Genomic DNA, 17072 nt, shown 5'->3' with positions numbered 1-17072 from the left:
GCCGGTATGGCCGCGGGTTCGAACGTCTTGAATGACTCATTCCTGGCGTCGGACGCCAGGAATGAGTCATTCAAGACGCCGGCGAAAGCTCTCCCGGGTCGGTCAGCGCTCGCCGGCCTGGGGCCGGGTGCCCAGCAGCCGGTGGGCGCGCAGGGCCATCTGGATCTCCAGGCGCTTCGCCGGGTCCGCCAGCCGGTCGCCGAACAGCTCGCTCAGCTGGCTCACGCGGTAGCGGACCGTCTGGGGGTGGATGTGCAGGGCATGGGCGATCTCCGGGGTGCTCCCGTTGTGCTCCAGCCAGCTCAGCAGCGTCTCGGCCAGCCGGGTCTGCTGCTTCACCGTCAGACCCGCGAAGGGGGCGAGCGCCGTGGCCGACAGCTCGTCCAGCAGGAAGCGGTCGATCAGCAGCCAGTGCGTCGCCAGGTGGTCGGCGGTGTGCGTCACCGGGTCGTCGCCGGTCAGGCCGCGGCGGGCGAGGTCGAGGGTGCGGCGCGCCCACAGCAGGGACGTCGCCGCGTCGGCCGGGCGGACGCGGGGACCGACGGCCGCGCGCCAGCCCGGGAGGCGGCCTTCGAGGCCGCGCAGGTCGCGGTCCGGGTTCGGGGTCAGCAGGCACGGCTCGGGGCCATCGAGGTCCAGCAGCACGTCGCCGGCCAGCTGCGGGGTCGGCGGTGGCTGCTGGTCGGTCCGCGGGTCGAGCGCGACGACCGTGACCCACTCGGGCATCGCCCATTGCGCCGCCTTGGCCAGCGTCGCCAGCGTCGCCGGGGACGACGGCGGGGTGGCCAGCAGCAGTTCGAAGAGCCGCCGCCGGCGTCGTTCGAGCGTGCCGGTCGCCATCGCCTGTGCCAAGGTGTACCCCTCGACCGAGTACGAGGAAATCTCTTCCACGTAAGCGAAAATGGCTTCCGCGCCGACGCACAGCACGGCCGCCGGGAAACGGTGGGCCTGGCCCAGCTCGGCCACGTAGCGCCACGCCGCCCGCCCACCCGCGCGGTAGGCGGCCTGCAGGGAATTGAGGCTGCCGCCGTCGTGGTGGACGCGCTTGCCGACCTCCACGAACAGCTTCGGCCAATTGTCCTGTGTGGACGCCAGGTTCTCGATGCTGTCGATGCAGCTGAGCACCGCCTGCTCGATCGCCAGCACGATCATCTTGCCGAACTCGCCTTCGAGCGGCTTGGCGTACTCGGGAACGGCCCGCTGGACCTCCTCGAGGATCAGCCGGGCGAGCGGGTCGGCGTGCTGCCGGAACCGCGGCGCGAGTTCCGTCGGCAGCGAGCACCACAGCTGCCGTGCGCGGCCGGTGCCCCGCGGCTGTGGGATCGTCACCTGCGTGATCGTCCGGGTCATGGCTCACACCCCTTGCCGCGCTCTTGGAGAATTCTGCCGCGCCTCGTGGAGAGTTCGCGCCGTCGTCGGCGTGAAGGCCATGTACTCACACGGGATCGGACTTGGCAACCGCCGTCCCTGCTTCCGGAGCGGGTTCTGTCACGCCGGGCTCAACGGCCGCACCGGCTTTTGTCACCTGCCGGACAAACCCGGAACGCTAACCACGGCATAGATTTCCGGAATTCGATTTGTGAACCGGGACGGTATCTTCGCGCCCCTTCCCGTTGTTAGCGTGATCAACCGGCACGCGGGAGGAGAACACCGATGACGGCGCTCGTTTCCTGGTGTTTCCGCCGGGCCGGCGTCGTGATCGTGCTGTGGCTGGCGGCGCTGGGCGGGCTGGGTGCCGCCGCACTGCACACCGGCGCGGCCTTCCGCGACACGGTGGACCTGCCCGCCGCGGACAGCACGGCGGCGGCGAACCTGCTGCGCGCCACCGGGACCGGCGGCGCAGGGGAACGCGTCGTCGTGCGCTCGCCGGACGGCCCGGTCGACCGCGGCCCGGGCCGCGCCCGGCTCGATGCGCTCGCCGCCCGGCTGGCGGCGTTGCCGCACGTCGTGGCCGTCGATCCACCCCCCGGCGAGGTGTCCGCCGACCGGCGGACCGCGGTGCTCACCGTGCGCTTCGACGCGCCGGCCGCCGACCTCGGGCCGGGGACGGCCGACGCGCTGGCCGCCGTCGTCAGGGACGCCGAGGGGCTCACCGCCGGCGCGTCCGGGGAGCTCGCCTCGATGACGGCCGCCGCCCCCGACCTGGGCAACGCCGGGATCGGCCTGCTCGCCGCGGCAGTGGTGCTGCTGGTGGCCTTCGGCTCGGTGACCTGCGTCCTGCTTCCGGTTCTCACCGCGGCCGTGTCGGTGGGCTGCGCACTGGCCGCCGTCACGCTGTTGTCGCACGTCATGACCGTGCCGAAGATCAGCACCGAGATCGCCGCGCTGCTCGGGCTCGGCGTCGGCGTCGACTACGCGCTGTTCGTCCTCACCCGCTACCGGCAGGGCCGCCGGGACGGCGCCGGGCCCGCGGCGGCGCTGGCCGTCGCGGCCGCGACCTCCGGCCGCAGCGTGGTCTTCGCCGGGGTCACCGTGGGTGTCTCGCTGGCCGGGATGTGCACCGTCGGCCTGCCGTTCCTCAACGGGATCGCGGCCGCCGCCGCGGTCTCCGTGCTGCTGACCGCGGTCGCCGCGCTGACCCTGTTGCCCGCGCTGCTGCGGCTCTTCGCCCGCCGGATGCGCCTGCGCCCGGACGCCCGCGCCGGCCGGTGGGCCCGGCTCGCCCGGTCGGTGACCGCGCGCCCCGGCCCGTACAGCCTCGCCGCGCTGCTGGTCGTGGCCGTGCTCGCGCTCCCGATGACCGGGCTGCGGCTCGGCGTGCCGGACGCCGCGCTCGATCCGCCCGGCAGCGTCACGCGGACCGCCGCCGAACTGCTGGAAGAGGGCTTCGGACCGGGCGCCGGCGCGCCGTTGCTGGTGGTCGGGACCGGCGGCGGCGATGCGGTGGGCGACCTGCGGGAAGCGCTGCTGGCCAGTGCCGGCGTCGGCCCGCCCGCCGCGCTGCCCGGGGGCGGCTGGCTGCTCACGGTCATCCCGCGGACGGCCGCCGACGATCCGGCGACCGGCGAGCTGCTCGCCTCGACGCGGGTGATGGCCAGGATCATCGGCAGCCCGGACGCGCACGTCGGCGGGGTCGTCGCGGCCCGGGCCGACTTCTCCGCGGCGATCACCGACCGCCTGCCGCTGTTCCTGGCCGCCGTCGTCGGGATCTCGGTCCTGCTGCTGGCCTGGGTGTTCCGCAGCGTGCTGATCCCGCTCACCGCGGCGGTGATGAACCTGCTGACCGCGGCCGCGACGACCGGCGTCGTGGTGTTCGTCTTCGGCGGCCCGATCGAGCCGTACCTGCCGGTATTCCTGTTCGCCGGGCTGTTCGGGCTGTCGATGGACTACGAGGTCTTCCTCATCGGCCGGATCCAGGAGGCGTGGCGCCACCACGGCGACACCCGCGCGGCCATCGTCGACGGGGTCGCGGCGACCGGCCGGACCATCACCGCGGCCGCGCTGATCATGGCGCTGGTGTTCGGGTCGTTCGCCTTCGTCGACGCCCGGGTGGTGCGCGAGGCCGGCGTCGGGCTGACCGTCGCCGTGCTCCTGGACGCCGTCGTGGTCCGGTGCGTGCTCGTCCCCGCGGTGATGGCCCGGCTGGGCGCGGCGAACTGGTGGTTCCCGCGCCGGACGGCCGTGGTCGCCGGCGAGCTGGTGGGGAGCACGCGATGACCCGGCGGACCCTGGTCGTGCTCGCGCTCGGCGCGTTCGTCACGACGCTGGACAACACGATCGTCGCCGCGGGCGCGCCGTCCATCGCCCGCGACCTCGCCCTCGACGTCGGGGCACTGCAGTGGGTCGCGCTCGGGTACATGCTCCCGTTCGCCGGGCTGCTGCCGGTGGCGGGCGCGCTGATCGATCGCTGGGGCCGGCGCCCGGCCCTGACCGGCGCTCTGCTGGCGTTCGGTGCCGGGGCGGCGGCGGGTGGCCTGGCGGGCTCGGCGTGGCTGCTGGTCGCCGCCCGGGGGCTGCAGGGGATCGCGGCCGCGTTCCTGGTGCCGGGCCTGCTGAGCCTGCTGCGCACCAACCTCGACGCGCGGGGCCGGACGCTCGGCGCCGCGGTGTGGACGGCCTGCCTGGCGGCGGCGCTGGCGCTGGGCCCGGCACTCGGCGGTGTGCTGAGCGAATACTGCGGCTGGGCCTGGATCTTCTTCGTCAACCTGCCGTTCGTGGCCGCGATGCTGGTCCTGCTGCCGGGAACCGTGCGGCCTGGCCGCGACGACGGGACCCGCGCGCCACCGGCGTCGGCGATGGTCCTGGTGACGGCGAGCCTGGTGCTGGTCACCACCGCGCTGGCCGAACCCGGCCTCCGGATCCCGCTGCTCGTCGCCGGGACGGCGTTCGGCGTGGCGTTCCTCGTCCGGGAACGGCGCGCGGCCGACCGGCTGGTCCCGCCGGCCCTGACCGCGAACCGGGTGTTCCTGGGCTCGCTCGGCCTGCAGCTGCTGTGGGGACTGGGGATCTCCGGGATCTTCTTCTTCACGCCGTTGCTGCACCAGGAGTTCCTCGGCCTCGGCCCGGCCGGCGCCGGACTGCCTCTGGTGCTGGTCGCGGTGGCGGTCGTGGCCGCGACCCCGCTGGTGCCGGCGGCCGTCGCCCGGCACGGTCCACTTCGGACGGTGGCGGCGGGGCTGGCCGTGGTGGGTGCGGGCCTGCTCGCCCTCGCCGCGGTGAACCACGTCCCCGCGCTGTGGCCGCGCGTGCCGGGCATGGTCCTGATCGGCGCGGGCTCGGCGTTCACCGTCCCGATGACGTCGCATGCGCTGGACGTGGTGGCCGAGCGGTATGCCGGTACGGCGTCGGGTTTGCTCACCGCGGCCCGGGAACTGTCGAGCGCGCTCGGCGTCGCGCTGATCGGTGCGGTGCTGACGGCGGTGCGCGCGGCGCGGCTCGAAGCGGGCGTGCCCGCCGGCGCGGCGCTGGCCGGCGGGTACACCGCCGGGCTGCTCGCCGCGGCCGGACTGACGTTCGCGGGCGCGCTGCTGGCCGTGCGCGTGCCGGGGACCCGGCCCGCCGATACCTCGTCGCCGCGTGACAAACGCGCTGTCCCGTAACCCGTTTCCCCATGAGTATCCGAGTTTGAATCGTTGACAACCGCGCCGGCGCGGTTATTCACTGCGCCGGTAAAAGCTCTCTGCGAGGATGCATGGAAACCATTTCCCAGCCGGTTCCCGGCACCGGCGTCCCCGTCGCCGTCGGCGATTCCTTCGCGACCCTGCTGGGTCACTGGGCGCGCCGCCTCGGCGACCGGATCGCCGTGACCCACCTCGACCACCGCGACGGCGCCGACGGCCGGGCCGGCACGCTCACCTGGCGCGAGCTCGACGACCGGGTCGAGGCGGTCGCGGCCCGGCTGTCCGAAGTGGCCGGTCCGGGGGAGCGGGCGGCGGTGCTGGCCGGGCAGTCCACCGGGTACGTCGTCGCGTTCCTCGGTGCGCAGCGGGCCGGGCTGATCGCCGTGCCGTTGTTCGCGCCCGGCCTGCCCGGGCACGCGGGCCGGCTGGCCGCGGCGCTCGCCGACTGCGGCCCGCGCGTCGTGCTGACCACGGCCGGGGAGCGCGAAGCGGTCACCCGGTTCCTCGCCGATTCCCCGGTCGACCCGCTGGTGGTCGACGTCGACGCCGTGCCGCCGGTCGCGCCCGGGTCGCACGACTGGCCCGCGCCCGAGCCCGACTTCCCGGCCTACCTGCAGTACACGTCCGGGTCGACGCGTTCGCCCGCCGGGGTCGTGCTGACCCACCGCAACGTGCTCGCCAACGCCCGCCAGGCGTGTGCCGCCTACGGCGCCGAAAGCGGGACCACGTCGACGGTCAGCTGGCTGCCGCTGTTCCACGACATGGGGCTCATCCTCGGCATCGGCGCGCCGATGGCCGGCGGCTTGTCCTCGGTCCTGATGGACCCCCTGGCGTTCCTCGAACGGCCCGCGCGCTGGCTGCGCGCGCTCTCGGCCAGTCCCGGCGCGATCAGCGCGGCCCCCAACTTCGCCTACGCCTACTGTGCGTCCCGCGTCACCGAGACCGAGAAGGTCTACCTCGAGCTGAGCCGGGTCGTGTCGCTGATCAACGGCAGCGAACCGGTGCTCCCGGCGACCATCGCGAAGTTCCACGACACCTTCGCCGGCTGTGGGCTGCGACCGGAGGTGCACCGGTCCTCCTACGGCCTGGCCGAGGCCACCGTGCTGGTTTCGGTGACGGACGCGGGGAAACCACCGCGGCAGATCACCTTCGACCGCGCCCGGCTCGCCGCCGGGTACGCGGTCCCGGCCGACGCGGGCGGGTCCGCCACGACCCTCGTCTCGTGCGGCCGTCCGGCCGGCCAGCGGGTGCGGATCGCCGACCCGGTGACCGGGCGGCCCGCCGAACCGGGCGAGGTCGGCGAAATCCGGGTCAGCGGCCCGAACGTCGGCCGCGGCTACTGGGGCCGGGCGGAAGCTTCGGTGGCCACCTTCGGCCTGCCCCCGCTCGATCCGGAGACCGGTGAGGGCTGGCTGGCGACCGGCGACCTCGGCGTGGTGTTCGACGGCGAGCTGTTCGTGACGGGCCGGTTGAAGGACCTGGTCGTCGTCGACGGCCGCAACCACTACCCGCAGGACATCGAGCAGACCGTCGAAGAACACCCGGCCGTCCGGCCGCACTCGGCCGCGGCGTTCGCGATCGACGGCGACGGCGGGGAAGCCGCGGTCGTCGTCCTGGAGCGCGCGAAGGACACCGAAGCCGACGTCGCCGAGGCAACGGCGGCCCTGCGGGCGGCGGTGTCGGCCGAGCACGGCCTGCGCCTGACCGACGTCGTCTTCCTGGCGCCGGGCGAGGTGCCCCGCACCTCCAGCGGCAAGATCAGCCGGGCTCGCTGCCGGGTGTCCTATCTGGACGGTGCGCTCACCGCCCGGCGGCTCGGATGAGCGCGCCGGACGCCGCGGCGATCCGCGCCTGGCTGATCGCGCGGATCGGGGTCGTCGACCCCGACCGGCCGCTGCACGAAACCGGACTGTCCTCACGGGACGCGACGAGCCTGGCGGCCGACCTCGGCGCGTTCGTCGGCCGCCCGCTGGCCCCGACGCTGGTGTGGCAGTACCCGACGATCACCGCCATCGCCGAGCAGTTGTCCACTGTGGAGCATGGTTCGACGTACGTTCCGCTGGCCGAGGAGAGCGAGCCGATCGCCGTCATCGGCCTCGGCTGCCGCCTGCCGGGCGGGATCGAGTCCCCGGAGGCCTTCTGGCGCTTCCTCGACGCGGGCGGCGACGGCATCGGCGACGTCCCCGAGGGCCGCTGGGAGACGTTCGCCCCGGCCGAAGACCTCGCCGGCGTGCCGTCGCGCGGCGGGTTCCTCGACGACGTCGCCGGCTTCGACGCGGAGTTCTTCGGCATCACCCCGCGGGAAGCCGAGGCGATGGACCCGCAGCAGCGGATCCTCCTGGAAGTCGTCTGGGCGGCGCTGGAGCACGCCGGAATCCCGCCGGCCACCCTGCGCGGCAGCCGGACCGGGGTGTTCGTCGGCCTGTCGGCCACCGAGTACGGCTCACTGACGATGACCGACGTCGCGGGCGTCGACGTCTGGTCCGGTACCGGCGCGGCGGCGAGCATCGCGGCCAACCGGCTGTCGTACCTGCTGGACCTGCGCGGGCCGAGCCTGACTCTCGACACCGCGTGCTCGTCGTCGCTGGTCGCCGTGCACCAGGCGGTGCAGAGCCTGCGCCGCGGCGAGAGCGAGACGGCGCTGGTCGCCGGGGTGAACGTCCTGCTTTCGCCCGGCATCACCGCCGGGTTCCACCGGGCGGGCGTGCTGGCCGCGGACGGCCACTGCAAGCCGTTCGACGCCGGCGCCGACGGCATCGCCCGCGGCGAGGGCTGCGGCGTGGTCGTGCTGAAGCCGTTGCGGGCGGCGCGGGGCGATCGGGTGCTGGCGGTGATCCGCGGCAGCGCGGTGAACTCCGACGGCCGGTCCAACGGCCTGACGGCGCCGAACCCGGACGCCCAGGCGGCGCTGCTGCGGGACGCCTACGCCACGGCGGGCGTCGACCCGTCCTCGGTGGACTACGTGGAGGCGCACGGGACCGGGACGCCGCTGGGTGATCCGCTGGAGGCGGGTGCGCTGGCGGCGGTGCTCGGGGCGGGGCGCCCCGCGGACCGTCCGCTGCTGCTGGGTTCGGTGAAGAGCAATCTGGGCCACCTCGAAGGCGCGGCCGGGATCACCGGGCTGGTGAAGGTGGTGCTGGCGATGACACACCGGAGGGTGCCGCCGAGCCTGCGCTTCCGGGAACCGAACCCGCACATCGACTTCACCGGGTTGCGGGTGGTCGCGTCGGGGACGGACTGGCCGCGCTACTGCGGGACGGCGCGGGCCGGGGTCTCGGCGTTCGGGTTCGGCGGGACGAACGCGCACGTCGTGCTGGAGGAGTGGCCGGCGGCGTCGTTCCCGGTCCGGGCCGGTGACGGCGGTCCGCAGGTGTTCGCGCTTTCGGCTCGCTCGGAGGAGGTGCTGCGGGCGCGGGCGGGTGAGCTGGCGGACCGGCTGGCGGACGGCTCGGTCCCGCTGGACGCGGCGGCGGCGACGCTGGCGCACCGGCGGGAGCACCTGCCCGTGCGGGGTGCGGTGGTCGCCGAGAGCCGAAGTGACGTGGTCGAGGCCCTGCGAGCCCTGGCCGCCGGCACCGAGCGCCCCAATGTGGCCTTCGGTGCGTCTGACGCACCGAAGGCCGCCTTGGGTGCGTCAGACGCAACCAAGGCCGCCTTGGGGCGCTTGGGTGAGCTCGGGGTCGTTTTCGTTTTTTCCGGGTATGGGTCGCAGTGGGCCGGGATGGGGCGCCTGCTCCTGCGCTCCGAGCCCGCCTTCCGGGCCGAAATCGAGGCTCTCGATCCCGTCTTCCGCGCCGAAGCCGGGTTTTCGCTGCGCGAAGCGCTCGAGCACGACCTTCCCGACCTGGCCGCGACGCAGCTCGCCCTGTTCGGGATGCAGCTCGCCTTGGCGGCTCTGTGGCGCGCGCACGGTGTCGTGCCTGCCGCCGTGCTCGGGCACTCGATGGGCGAAGTGGCCGCCGCCGTCGTGGCCGGGGCGCTCGACGTCGCCGGTGGCCTGAAGGTCATGGCCGCCCGGGCGCGACTGCTCGCCGAACTCGACGAACGCGGTGGTGGGGCGATGGCCGTCGTCGAACTCTCGCCGGCCGAGCTCGCGGACTTCCCCGACGTCACCATCGCCGTCTACGCCTCGCCGGCCCAGTGCACCGTCAGCGGGGCCGCCGACCGCGTCGAGGCGGTGGTCGCGCACGCCGAAGCCCTCGGCAGGCTCGCCCGGCGGCTGCCGGTCGGGGGCGCCGGGCACTCCGCCGCCGTCGAGCCGGTGCTCGGCCCGTTCCGCGCCGCGGTAGCGGGGCTGACCCCCGCCCCGCCCGGAATCCGTTGCTACAGCAGCGTTCTGGACGATCCGCGCGAACCGCCCGCCTTCGACGTCGAGTACTGGGCGGCGAACCTGCGCCGTCCCGTGCGGTTCAGCCAGGCGGTGGCCGCGGCGGCCGCCGACGGGCACCCCGTCTTCGTCGAGATCTCGCCGCACCCGGTGGCGCTGGCCGCGCTCGAGCAGGCCGGCGTCCTCGGCCTGCCCTCGGCGAGCCGCCGCATCGACGAGCGGACGGCGTTCCTCAGCAGCCTCGCCCGGCTGCACGTGCTCGACGGTGACAACCGGAGCTTCGCTCCGAGCCGGGGGCTCCGCCACCCGGACCCCCGAAAGAGCCGGCATCCCGGCCTGCTGGCCGCTCGGCCGCAGACGCCGCCGGTCGAGCTGCCCGGCCCGGTGTGGCGGCACGAACGCTTCTGGCCGCGCCGGAGGATCCACACCGGCGGGGCGCATCCCCTGCTCGGCGTGCACATCGAAGACCCCGGCGGTGGCCATCTGTGGCGCGCCGACATCGGCACCGCGGCGCTGCCGTGGCTGGCCGACCACACCGTCCGGGACGTCCCGGTGTTCCCGGCCACCGGCTTCCTCGAACTCGCGCTCGCCGCCGCCGGCCCCGGTGGCCGCGTCCACGACCTCGAACTGCAGGAAGTCCTCCCGCTCGGCGAGCACACCGAGGTGACCACGACCCTCCGCGGCACCGAACTGAGCGTCCACACGCGAGCCGGGCAGTGGGTCCGCCACGCCATCGCGCGGATCGGCACCGGCGGCACGCCGTCGGCGCCGTTCGGGGAAACCACCGGGGAGCCGGTCGACGTCTACCGGGCGCTGGCCGAGCTGGGGCAGTCCTACGGCCCGGCCTTCCGCGGACTGCGCCGGGTGACGGCCGCGCCCGGGCGTGCGTCGGCGTCGATCCGGCAGCCGGAAGCCGACCATCCCGCCTACGTGCTGCACCCCGCGCTCGCCGACGCCTGCCTGCACGCGCTGGCCGCGGCCGTCGGCGAGGCGGACGCCCTCTACCTGCCGCTCAGCGTCGGTGAGGTGGTGGTCGCCGGCGATCCCGGCCGCGGCGTGCGGGTGGACGCCGTCCTGAAGGAGTCCGGCGACGGCGTGCTCGGCAGCGTCCAGCTGGTCGACGCCGACGACGTCGTCCTCGTCGAATTCCGCGACGTCTACTGCCGCCGCTACCGCGACGCGGCCTTGGCGCGCCTGGTGTTCGAGGCGGCCTGGCTTCCGGCGCCGCTGCCCGCCGCGCCGGAATTGTCGGTGCCGGCCGGTAGTGTGGAAAACGGGGGGCGCCCCCGCGGGCCGAAGCGGGAGCACCGCTGGATCGTGCTGTCCGCCGACAACCGGGAGTTCGCCGGCGAGGACGTCCGGACCGCCCGCCTCGGCGACCGGGCCGAGTTGGCGAAGCTGCTGCGCGACGGGGAACCGACCGCGGTCCTCGCCCTGCTCGGCGACGCGGTCGAACCGGACCCGGCGCGCGGGGCGCGGCTGGTCGAGACCCTCTCCGGGGTCGTCGCCGAACTGGCCGAACTGCCGGTGGCACCAAGGTTGTGGCTGGTGACCGCCGGAGCGCACGCCGTCGAGCCCGGCGAGCGGGGCGACCCCGGACTGGCCGCTTTGCGCGGGCTCGTGCGCGTCCTGGCGTTCGAGCACCCCGAACTCCGGGTGAGCCAGGTCGACGGCGGCGCGGACCGGCTGCGGGACGAGGTCCGCGCGGGCGCGCCGGACGACGAAATCGCCTGGCGCGGCGGCGTGCGGTACACGCGGCGCCTGATCCGTCCCGCCCTCGGCGACCCGGCGCGCGAGCCGGTCCGCGACGGCGCTTATATCGTCACCGGCGGCCTCGGCGGCCTGGGGCTGGCAGCGGCGAAGTGGTTGGCCGCGCGGGGCGCGACGCGGCTGGTGCTGAACAGCAGGCATGCCGCCGACCCCGGGCTCGGCGAGCTGGGCATCGACGTCCGCGTGGTGCCCGGCGACATCGCCGCCCCGGGCACGGCCGAAACCCTGGTCGCGGTGGCCGTCGAAGGGGGTGTGCCGCTTCGCGGGGTGCTGCATGCCGCCGGCGTCCTGGCCGACGGCGCCGCGATCAGCCTCGACGGCGACGCGCTTGAGGCCGTCTGGCGGCCGAAGGCGCAGGGAGCGTGGCGGCTGCACGAGGCGACGGCCGGGCACGACCTCGACTGGTGGTTGGTGTACTCGTCGGCGGCAGCGTTGTTCGGATCGCCGGGCCAGGCAGCGTACGCGACGGCGAACGCGTGGGCCGACGCGCTGGTCGCGTGGCGCCGCGCCCAGGGCCTCCCGGCCGCGACGATCGGCTGGGGCGCGTGGGGCGAGGTGGGAGCGGCGGCCGGGTCGGTCAACCCGGTGCTCGACCCGCTCGGCACCGAGGAAGCGTTGTCGGCGCTGGACTTCGTGCTGGCGCGTGACCGGGCGGCGACCGGGGTGGCCCGGGTGGACCCGGAGACCGTGCTGGAACTCTTCCCGCGGCTGGGGGAGCGGCCGTTCTTCGGGCTCTTCTCACCGCGGACCGAATCGTCCACTTGGGACGGACTCGAAGCGCTGCGCTCGGAGCCGCCGGAAGCGGCCCGCGCGGCGATCGCTTCGCACCTGGCGGGGTTGGTCGCGGATCTGCTGGGGCTGGCGGAGGTCGACCGGACGGTCCCGCTCACTCGGCTGGGGTTGGATTCGCTGTCGGCGATGCGGGCCCGCGGCGCGGTGGAACGGGACTTCGGGCTGCCGTTGCCGATTCCGTTGCTGCTGCGGGGGGCGAGTCTGGCGGAGCTTGCCGGGAATCTCGCGGAGCAGGCGGGTTTCGGGCCTGCCGAACCGCAGGCCGATCTTGCACCCGCAGCGGTCGTGACCGGGCCGCGGGATCCGGCCGAACGCTGGGTCGCCCGGCACTGGCGAGCCGTCCTCGGCGGCCGGGAACCGAGCGTTCACGAGCATTTCGGCGGCGATCCCGCGCAGGCCCGGCAGCTGCGGGCGGCCTTCACCGAACACCTCACCGCCGTTCCCGATGACCACCAGCTCTTCGCCACCCCCACCATCGCCGCGATGGCCGATCTGCTGCGCGCCGAGCTCGAAGGCCATGGCGGTGGCCCGGTGCGCCTGCTCCGCGACGGCGTCTCCGACGAGGCCGTCTTCCTCTTCCACCCGGCCGGCGGCACCGCGAGCGTCTACCGCGAACTCGCCCGGCTGCTCCCGGAAGGCCCACCCGTCTACGGGTTCGAACGCCTCGACGACGAGAACACCATCGAGGGCAAAGCCGCGCGGTACGCCGAGTTGATCCGGGACATCCAGCCTTACGGCCCGTACCGGCTGGGCGGCTGGTCGTTCGGCGGCTGCCTCGCCTACGAGACCGCGCGCTGCCTGCGCGGCGCCGAACTCGTCTTCCTCATCGACACCATCCTGCCGCTGCCCGCCGAGGGGACCCCGGCGGACCTGGTGCTGGACCGCTTCGACCGGTTCGCCGGCCACATCGCCCGGACCTACGGCGTCCCGTTCGAGGTGCCCCGCGAGGAACTGGCGAAGCTGGACGAAGACGCCCAGATCCACTGGGTCATGGCCAAGCTCGCCGAGCAGGTGCCGGGCATGGGCGACGGTGTCCTCAAGCACCAATACGAGTCCTATGTGGACGCACGGGTGGCCGAGCGATACCGGCCGGAACCGTACGACGGGCGCGTGGTCCTGCTGCGCGCAACGGAACCGCATCCGCTCACCACCGCACTGGACCCGCGGTACCTGCGCACCGACGACACCCTCGGCTGGGACGCCCACTGCGGCGACCTCGAGGTCGTGCGGGTACCCGGCGATCACGTGTCGATGATCGACCCGCCGCACGTGGCCGTCCTGGCCGGGCGGCTCGGGGCGGTGGTGCGGTGATGGACGAGCTCACCCCCACCACCGCGTTCCGGATCGCCGATCTCGCCGCCCGGCAGGACGAGGCCGTGCGGATCGCCGAAAAGCGGGCCGTCGACCGGCAGCACGCCAAGGGGAAGCTGACCGCGCGGGAACGGATCGCGCTGCTGCTGGACCCCGGGTCCTTCGTGGAGGCCGACCAGTTCGCGCGGCACCGGTGCACCGAGTTCGGGATGGACACGAACCGGCCGTGGGGTGACGGCGTCGTCACCGGGCACGGCACCGTCGACGGGCGGCAGATCTGCGTGTTCTCCCAGGACTTCAGCGTCTTCGGCGGCAGCCTCGGCGAGGTCTCCGGCGAGAAGGTCCTCAAGCTGATGGACCTGGCCATGACCATCGGCTGCCCGGTCGTCGGGATCAACGACTCCGGCGGCGCCCGGATCCAGGAAGGCGTCGTCTCGCTGGCGTACTACGCCGAGCTGGGCCGCCGCAACGCCCACGCGTCCGGGGTGATCCCGCAGATCTCGATGATCATGGGCCCGTGCGCCGGCGGCGCGGTCTACGCGCCGGCCATCACCGACTTCACCGTGATGGTCGACGACACCTCGCACATGTTCGTCACCGGCCCGGACGTCGTGCAAGCCGTCACCGGCGAACGCGTCACCGCGCAGGAACTCGGCGGGGCGGCCGTGCAGAGCGAGGTCGCCGGCAACGCCCACCACCGGGCCGCCGACGAACAGGACGCCGTCGACTGGGTGCAGACGCTGCTCGGCTACCTGCCCGCGAACAACCTCGACCCCGGGCCCGCCTACGCCGACGACACCAGCCCCGCGCTCACCGCGGCCGACCTCGAACTCGACCGGCTGGTGCCCGACTCGCCGCACCAGACCTACGACATGGCCGAGCTGATCGCCGCGCTGGTCGACGACGGCGAGTTCACCGAGGTGCACAGCGCCTTCGCGGCCAACATGATCTGCGCGTTCGGGCGGGTGCAGGGCCACACCGTCGGCGTCGTGGCCAACCAGCCGCGGCACCAGGCCGGCGTGCTCGACATCGACGCGTCGGAGAAGGCCGCGCGGTTCGTGCGCTTCTGCGACGCGTTCTCGATCCCGCTGCTCACCCTCGCCGACGTCCCCGGCTACCTGCCGGGCACCGATCAGGAACGCGGCGGGATCATCCGCCGCGGCGCCAAGCTGATCTACGCCTACGCCGAGGCGACCGTGCCGAAGGTGACCGTGGTGGTCCGCAAGGCCTACGGCGGCGGCTACGCGGTGATGGGCTCCAAGCACCTCGGCGCCGACGTCGTGCTGGCCTGGCCCACCGCGGAGATCGCCGTGATGGGCGCCGAAGGCGCGGTGCGGGTGCTCTACCGGCGCGAGCTGGCCGCGCTGCCCCCGGAAGAGCAGGAGGCGGCGCGCCACCGGCTCACCGACGAGTACCGCAAACACCACGGCGGCCCGTACCTCGCGGCCGAACGCGGTTACGTCGATCAAGTCGTCACGCCGTCGCAGACCCGCCTCCAGGTGGCGCGGGCCCTGCGGATGCTGCGCACCAAACGGCAGAGCCTGCCGGCCCGCAAACACGGAAACATCCCCCTCTGAGGAGCCCCTATGAAGCGGATCGCCCTGCTGGCGCTGTCCGTCACCCTCCTGCTTGCCGGGGCCGTGGCGCCCGCCCAGGCGAGCCCGGCCGTGGCCGACGACGGCGCGAAAGTCGTCCAGGAGACCTGGGTGGACGCCCGGACCGTCGACCTGCAGATCAGCTCGCCGGCCCTGGGCACCACCGGGATGGTGCGGCTGATCGTGCCGACCGGCTGGGCGGCGCAGCCCACCCGGACCTGGCCCGTGCTGTACCTGCTGCACGGCTGCTGCGAACCGGTCGACTACCGCTCGTGGGACCAGTTCACCGACGTCAAGGCGTTCACCGCGGCCAAGGACGCGCTGGTCGTGATGCCGACGGACGGGGCGGCGGGGATGTACACGAAGTGGTGGAACTTCGGCCTCTGGAACACCCCTGACTGGGACACCTTCCACACCGCCGAAGTGCGCCAGATCGTCGAACGCGGCTACCGCGGCGGCACGCGCCGCGCGGTCGCCGGGCTGTCGATCGGCGGGTACGGCGCGATGGCGTACGCGTTCAAGCACCCGGGGATGTTCGGCGCGGCCGCGTCCTACAGCGGGGTGCCGAACACGCTCTACCCGGGGCTGCCGGTCTGGATCATCGGCATCCTGGCGCGCGCCGGGTTCTACAGCTACCTCAACCTCTGGGGCGACGCGTTCGGCAATCCGGCGCGCTGGTCGGCGAACAACCCGTACGACCACGTCGACCAGTTGCGCGGCACCGCGCTCTACGTCTCCTGCGGCAACGGGCAGACCGGGCCGCTCGATCCGCCGAACCAGGCGGACTTCCTGGAGTCGACGGCGGAAATGTCGTCCCGCAGCTTCACCGACCGCCTGCGGACCGCCGGTATCCCGGTGACCGTCGACTACTACGGGCCCGGCACCCACAGCTGGCCGTACTGGCAGCGGGCCCTGCACCAGTCCTGGCCGGTTCTGGCCGGCGCGCTCGGCCTCCCGGCCTGAGCGCAAGTCCCTTTCCCGATGGAGGTTGTGGTGAAGCATGCCCGATGTCGCGCCGTGCTTTCGGCGCTCCTGACCTGCTGCCTGGTGGCGCTGGGCGTCGCGGCCGCGAACCCGCCCGCCGGCGCGGCGCCGCTGCTGCCGGGACCGTTCGACGATTCCTTCTACACCCCGCCGTCGCCCCTGCCGGCCGGGAAGGCCGGTGACGTCATCCGGTGGCGGCCGGCGGTACCGCTGCTGAACGCGCTCAACGCCGACGCCTGGCAGGTGATGTACCTGTCGACCAATGCCCTCGGGAACCGGAACGCGGTGACCGGGACGATCCTGGTGCCGAAGGGCGTGGACCCGGCCAAGGCACCGATCATCGGCTACGCGGTCGGCACGCAGGGCCCGGCGTTCAAGTGCACGGCGTCCAAGGCGATGGAACGCGGCACGCTGTACGACCAGCCCGCCATCAACGACTCGCTGTCCAGCGGCTACGCGGTCGCGGTGACCGACTACGAGGGCTATTCGCCGGCGACCGTGCCGACCTACATCACCGGGCAGTCCATGGGGCCCGCCGTGATCGACTCGGTCCGAGCGGCGCAGGACCTTCCGTCCGCCCGGCTTGCGAAGAGCGCCAAGGTGATCTTCCAGGGTTACTCGCAGGGCGGCGGTGGATCGATGTGGGCCGGCGAGAAGCAGCCCGCGTACGCGCCGGAGCTGAACGTCGTCGGCGTCGTCGCGGGCGGCGTGCCTGCTGACCTGACCGAGGTCGCGAAGGGCCTCGACGGTTACCTCGGCTTCGGGTTCCTGGCCTTCGCCGCGATCGGGCTCGACGCCGCCTACCCGGAGCTGAAGCTCGATTCCTTCCTCAACGACACCGGCCGTCAGCAGCTGGGCGACGCGAAGAAGAACGCCTGCGTCGCGGAACTGCTGCTGAACTATTCCTTCAAGAAGATCGGTGATTTCACGACGTCGAATCCACTGGGGACGCCGCAGTGGCAGGCGCGGCTGGCGCAGAACAAGCTGGGCGCCCACCCGCCGCGGGTGCCGGTGTTCCAGTACCACGCGAGCACCGATGAAATCGTCAACACGCCGCAGGCGGAAACGCTGCACCGGGCGTACTGCGCGGCCGGGGTGCGGGAACAGTGGACCACCTACGTGGCCGAGCACGCCAGCGGGATCCTCGCCGGCAACGCGGACGCGCACCAGTGGATCGTGAAGCGGTTCACCGGAGAACCCGCACCCTCGAACTGCTGAGCCGAAGTTCGTGAA

8 protein-coding genes are annotated in these 17072 nt (G+C 73.7%); 7 read left to right on the top strand and 1 reads right to left on the bottom strand.

Annotated features, from left to right (window positions below; translation table 11 throughout):
- Nucleotides 1-102: 102 nt before the first annotated feature.
- Nucleotides 103-1350 carry a helix-turn-helix domain-containing protein gene (locus tag ACLJQF_RS24035; RefSeq protein WP_410611766.1) on the bottom strand — a complete coding sequence of 416 codons (1248 nt, stop codon included), beginning with the start codon at nt 1348-1350 and terminating at the stop codon, nt 103-105.
- Between the two features lie 303 nt (nt 1351-1653).
- On the opposite strand from ACLJQF_RS24035, the gene ACLJQF_RS24030 reads away from it, so the two are divergent.
- The 7 genes from ACLJQF_RS24030 (at nt 1654) to ACLJQF_RS24000 (ending at nt 17057) form a co-directional block, all read left to right on the top strand.
- Nucleotides 1654-3657 carry an MMPL family transporter gene (locus ACLJQF_RS24030; protein WP_410611765.1) on the top strand — a complete coding sequence of 668 codons (2004 nt, stop codon included), beginning with the start codon at nt 1654-1656 and terminating at the stop codon, nt 3655-3657.
- Nucleotides 3654-5039 (top strand): MFS transporter, encoded by a 1386-nt coding sequence (locus tag ACLJQF_RS24025; RefSeq protein WP_410611763.1) that lies wholly within the window; start codon nt 3654-3656, stop codon nt 5037-5039. The genes ACLJQF_RS24030 and ACLJQF_RS24025 overlap by 4 nt, the downstream gene beginning before the upstream one ends.
- A 92-nt stretch (nt 5040-5131) precedes the next feature.
- Nucleotides 5132-6883, top strand: a complete 1752-nt coding sequence (locus ACLJQF_RS24020; RefSeq protein WP_410611762.1) for a fatty acyl-AMP ligase — start codon at nt 5132-5134, stop codon at nt 6881-6883.
- Complete coding sequence (locus ACLJQF_RS24015) at nt 6880-13260, top strand: SDR family NAD(P)-dependent oxidoreductase (protein WP_410611760.1); 6381 nt, start codon at nt 6880-6882, stop codon at nt 13258-13260. Before ACLJQF_RS24020 ends, ACLJQF_RS24015 begins: the two co-directional genes overlap by 4 nt.
- Nucleotides 13260-14837 carry an acyl-CoA carboxylase subunit beta gene (locus tag ACLJQF_RS24010; protein ID WP_410611759.1) on the top strand — a complete coding sequence of 526 codons (1578 nt, stop codon included), beginning with the start codon at nt 13260-13262 and terminating at the stop codon, nt 14835-14837. Before ACLJQF_RS24015 ends, ACLJQF_RS24010 begins: the two co-directional genes overlap by 1 nt.
- A 9-nt stretch (nt 14838-14846) precedes the next feature.
- Nucleotides 14847-15818 carry an alpha/beta hydrolase gene (locus ACLJQF_RS24005; protein WP_410611757.1) on the top strand — a complete coding sequence of 324 codons (972 nt, stop codon included), beginning with the start codon at nt 14847-14849 and terminating at the stop codon, nt 15816-15818.
- A 30-nt stretch (nt 15819-15848) separates the two neighbouring features.
- Nucleotides 15849-17057, top strand: coding sequence for a lipase family protein (locus tag ACLJQF_RS24000; protein ID WP_410611756.1), 1209 nt, complete (start codon nt 15849-15851; stop codon nt 17055-17057).
- Nucleotides 17058-17072 lie beyond the last annotated feature (15 nt).

This window comes from Amycolatopsis sp. lyj-109, assembly GCF_046548995.1.
Taxonomy (GTDB): Bacteria; Actinomycetota; Actinomycetes; order Mycobacteriales; family Pseudonocardiaceae; genus Amycolatopsis.
Note: the sequence above shows the minus strand (reverse complement) of the source record. Positions and strands in the feature narration are given on the sequence as shown.

Bases quoted from the DNA above. Each gene is read 5' to 3' on its own strand.
- ACLJQF_RS24020 (WP_410611762.1), top strand. From the start codon at position 5,132: ATGGAAACCATTTCCCAGCCGGTTCCCGGCACCGGCGTCCCCGTCGCC.
- ACLJQF_RS24015 (WP_410611760.1), top strand. From the start codon at position 6,880: ATGAGCGCGCCGGACGCCGCGGCGATCCGCGCCTGGCTGATCGCGCGG.
- ACLJQF_RS24035 (WP_410611766.1), bottom strand. From the start codon at position 1,350: ATGACCCGGACGATCACGCAGGTGACGATCCCACAGCCGCGGGGCACC.
- ACLJQF_RS24025 (WP_410611763.1), top strand. From the start codon at position 3,654: ATGACCCGGCGGACCCTGGTCGTGCTCGCGCTCGGCGCGTTCGTCACG.
- ACLJQF_RS24005 (WP_410611757.1), top strand. From the start codon at position 14,847: ATGAAGCGGATCGCCCTGCTGGCGCTGTCCGTCACCCTCCTGCTTGCC.
- ACLJQF_RS24010 (WP_410611759.1), top strand. From the start codon at position 13,260: ATGGACGAGCTCACCCCCACCACCGCGTTCCGGATCGCCGATCTCGCC.
- ACLJQF_RS24030 (WP_410611765.1), top strand. From the start codon at position 1,654: ATGACGGCGCTCGTTTCCTGGTGTTTCCGCCGGGCCGGCGTCGTGATC.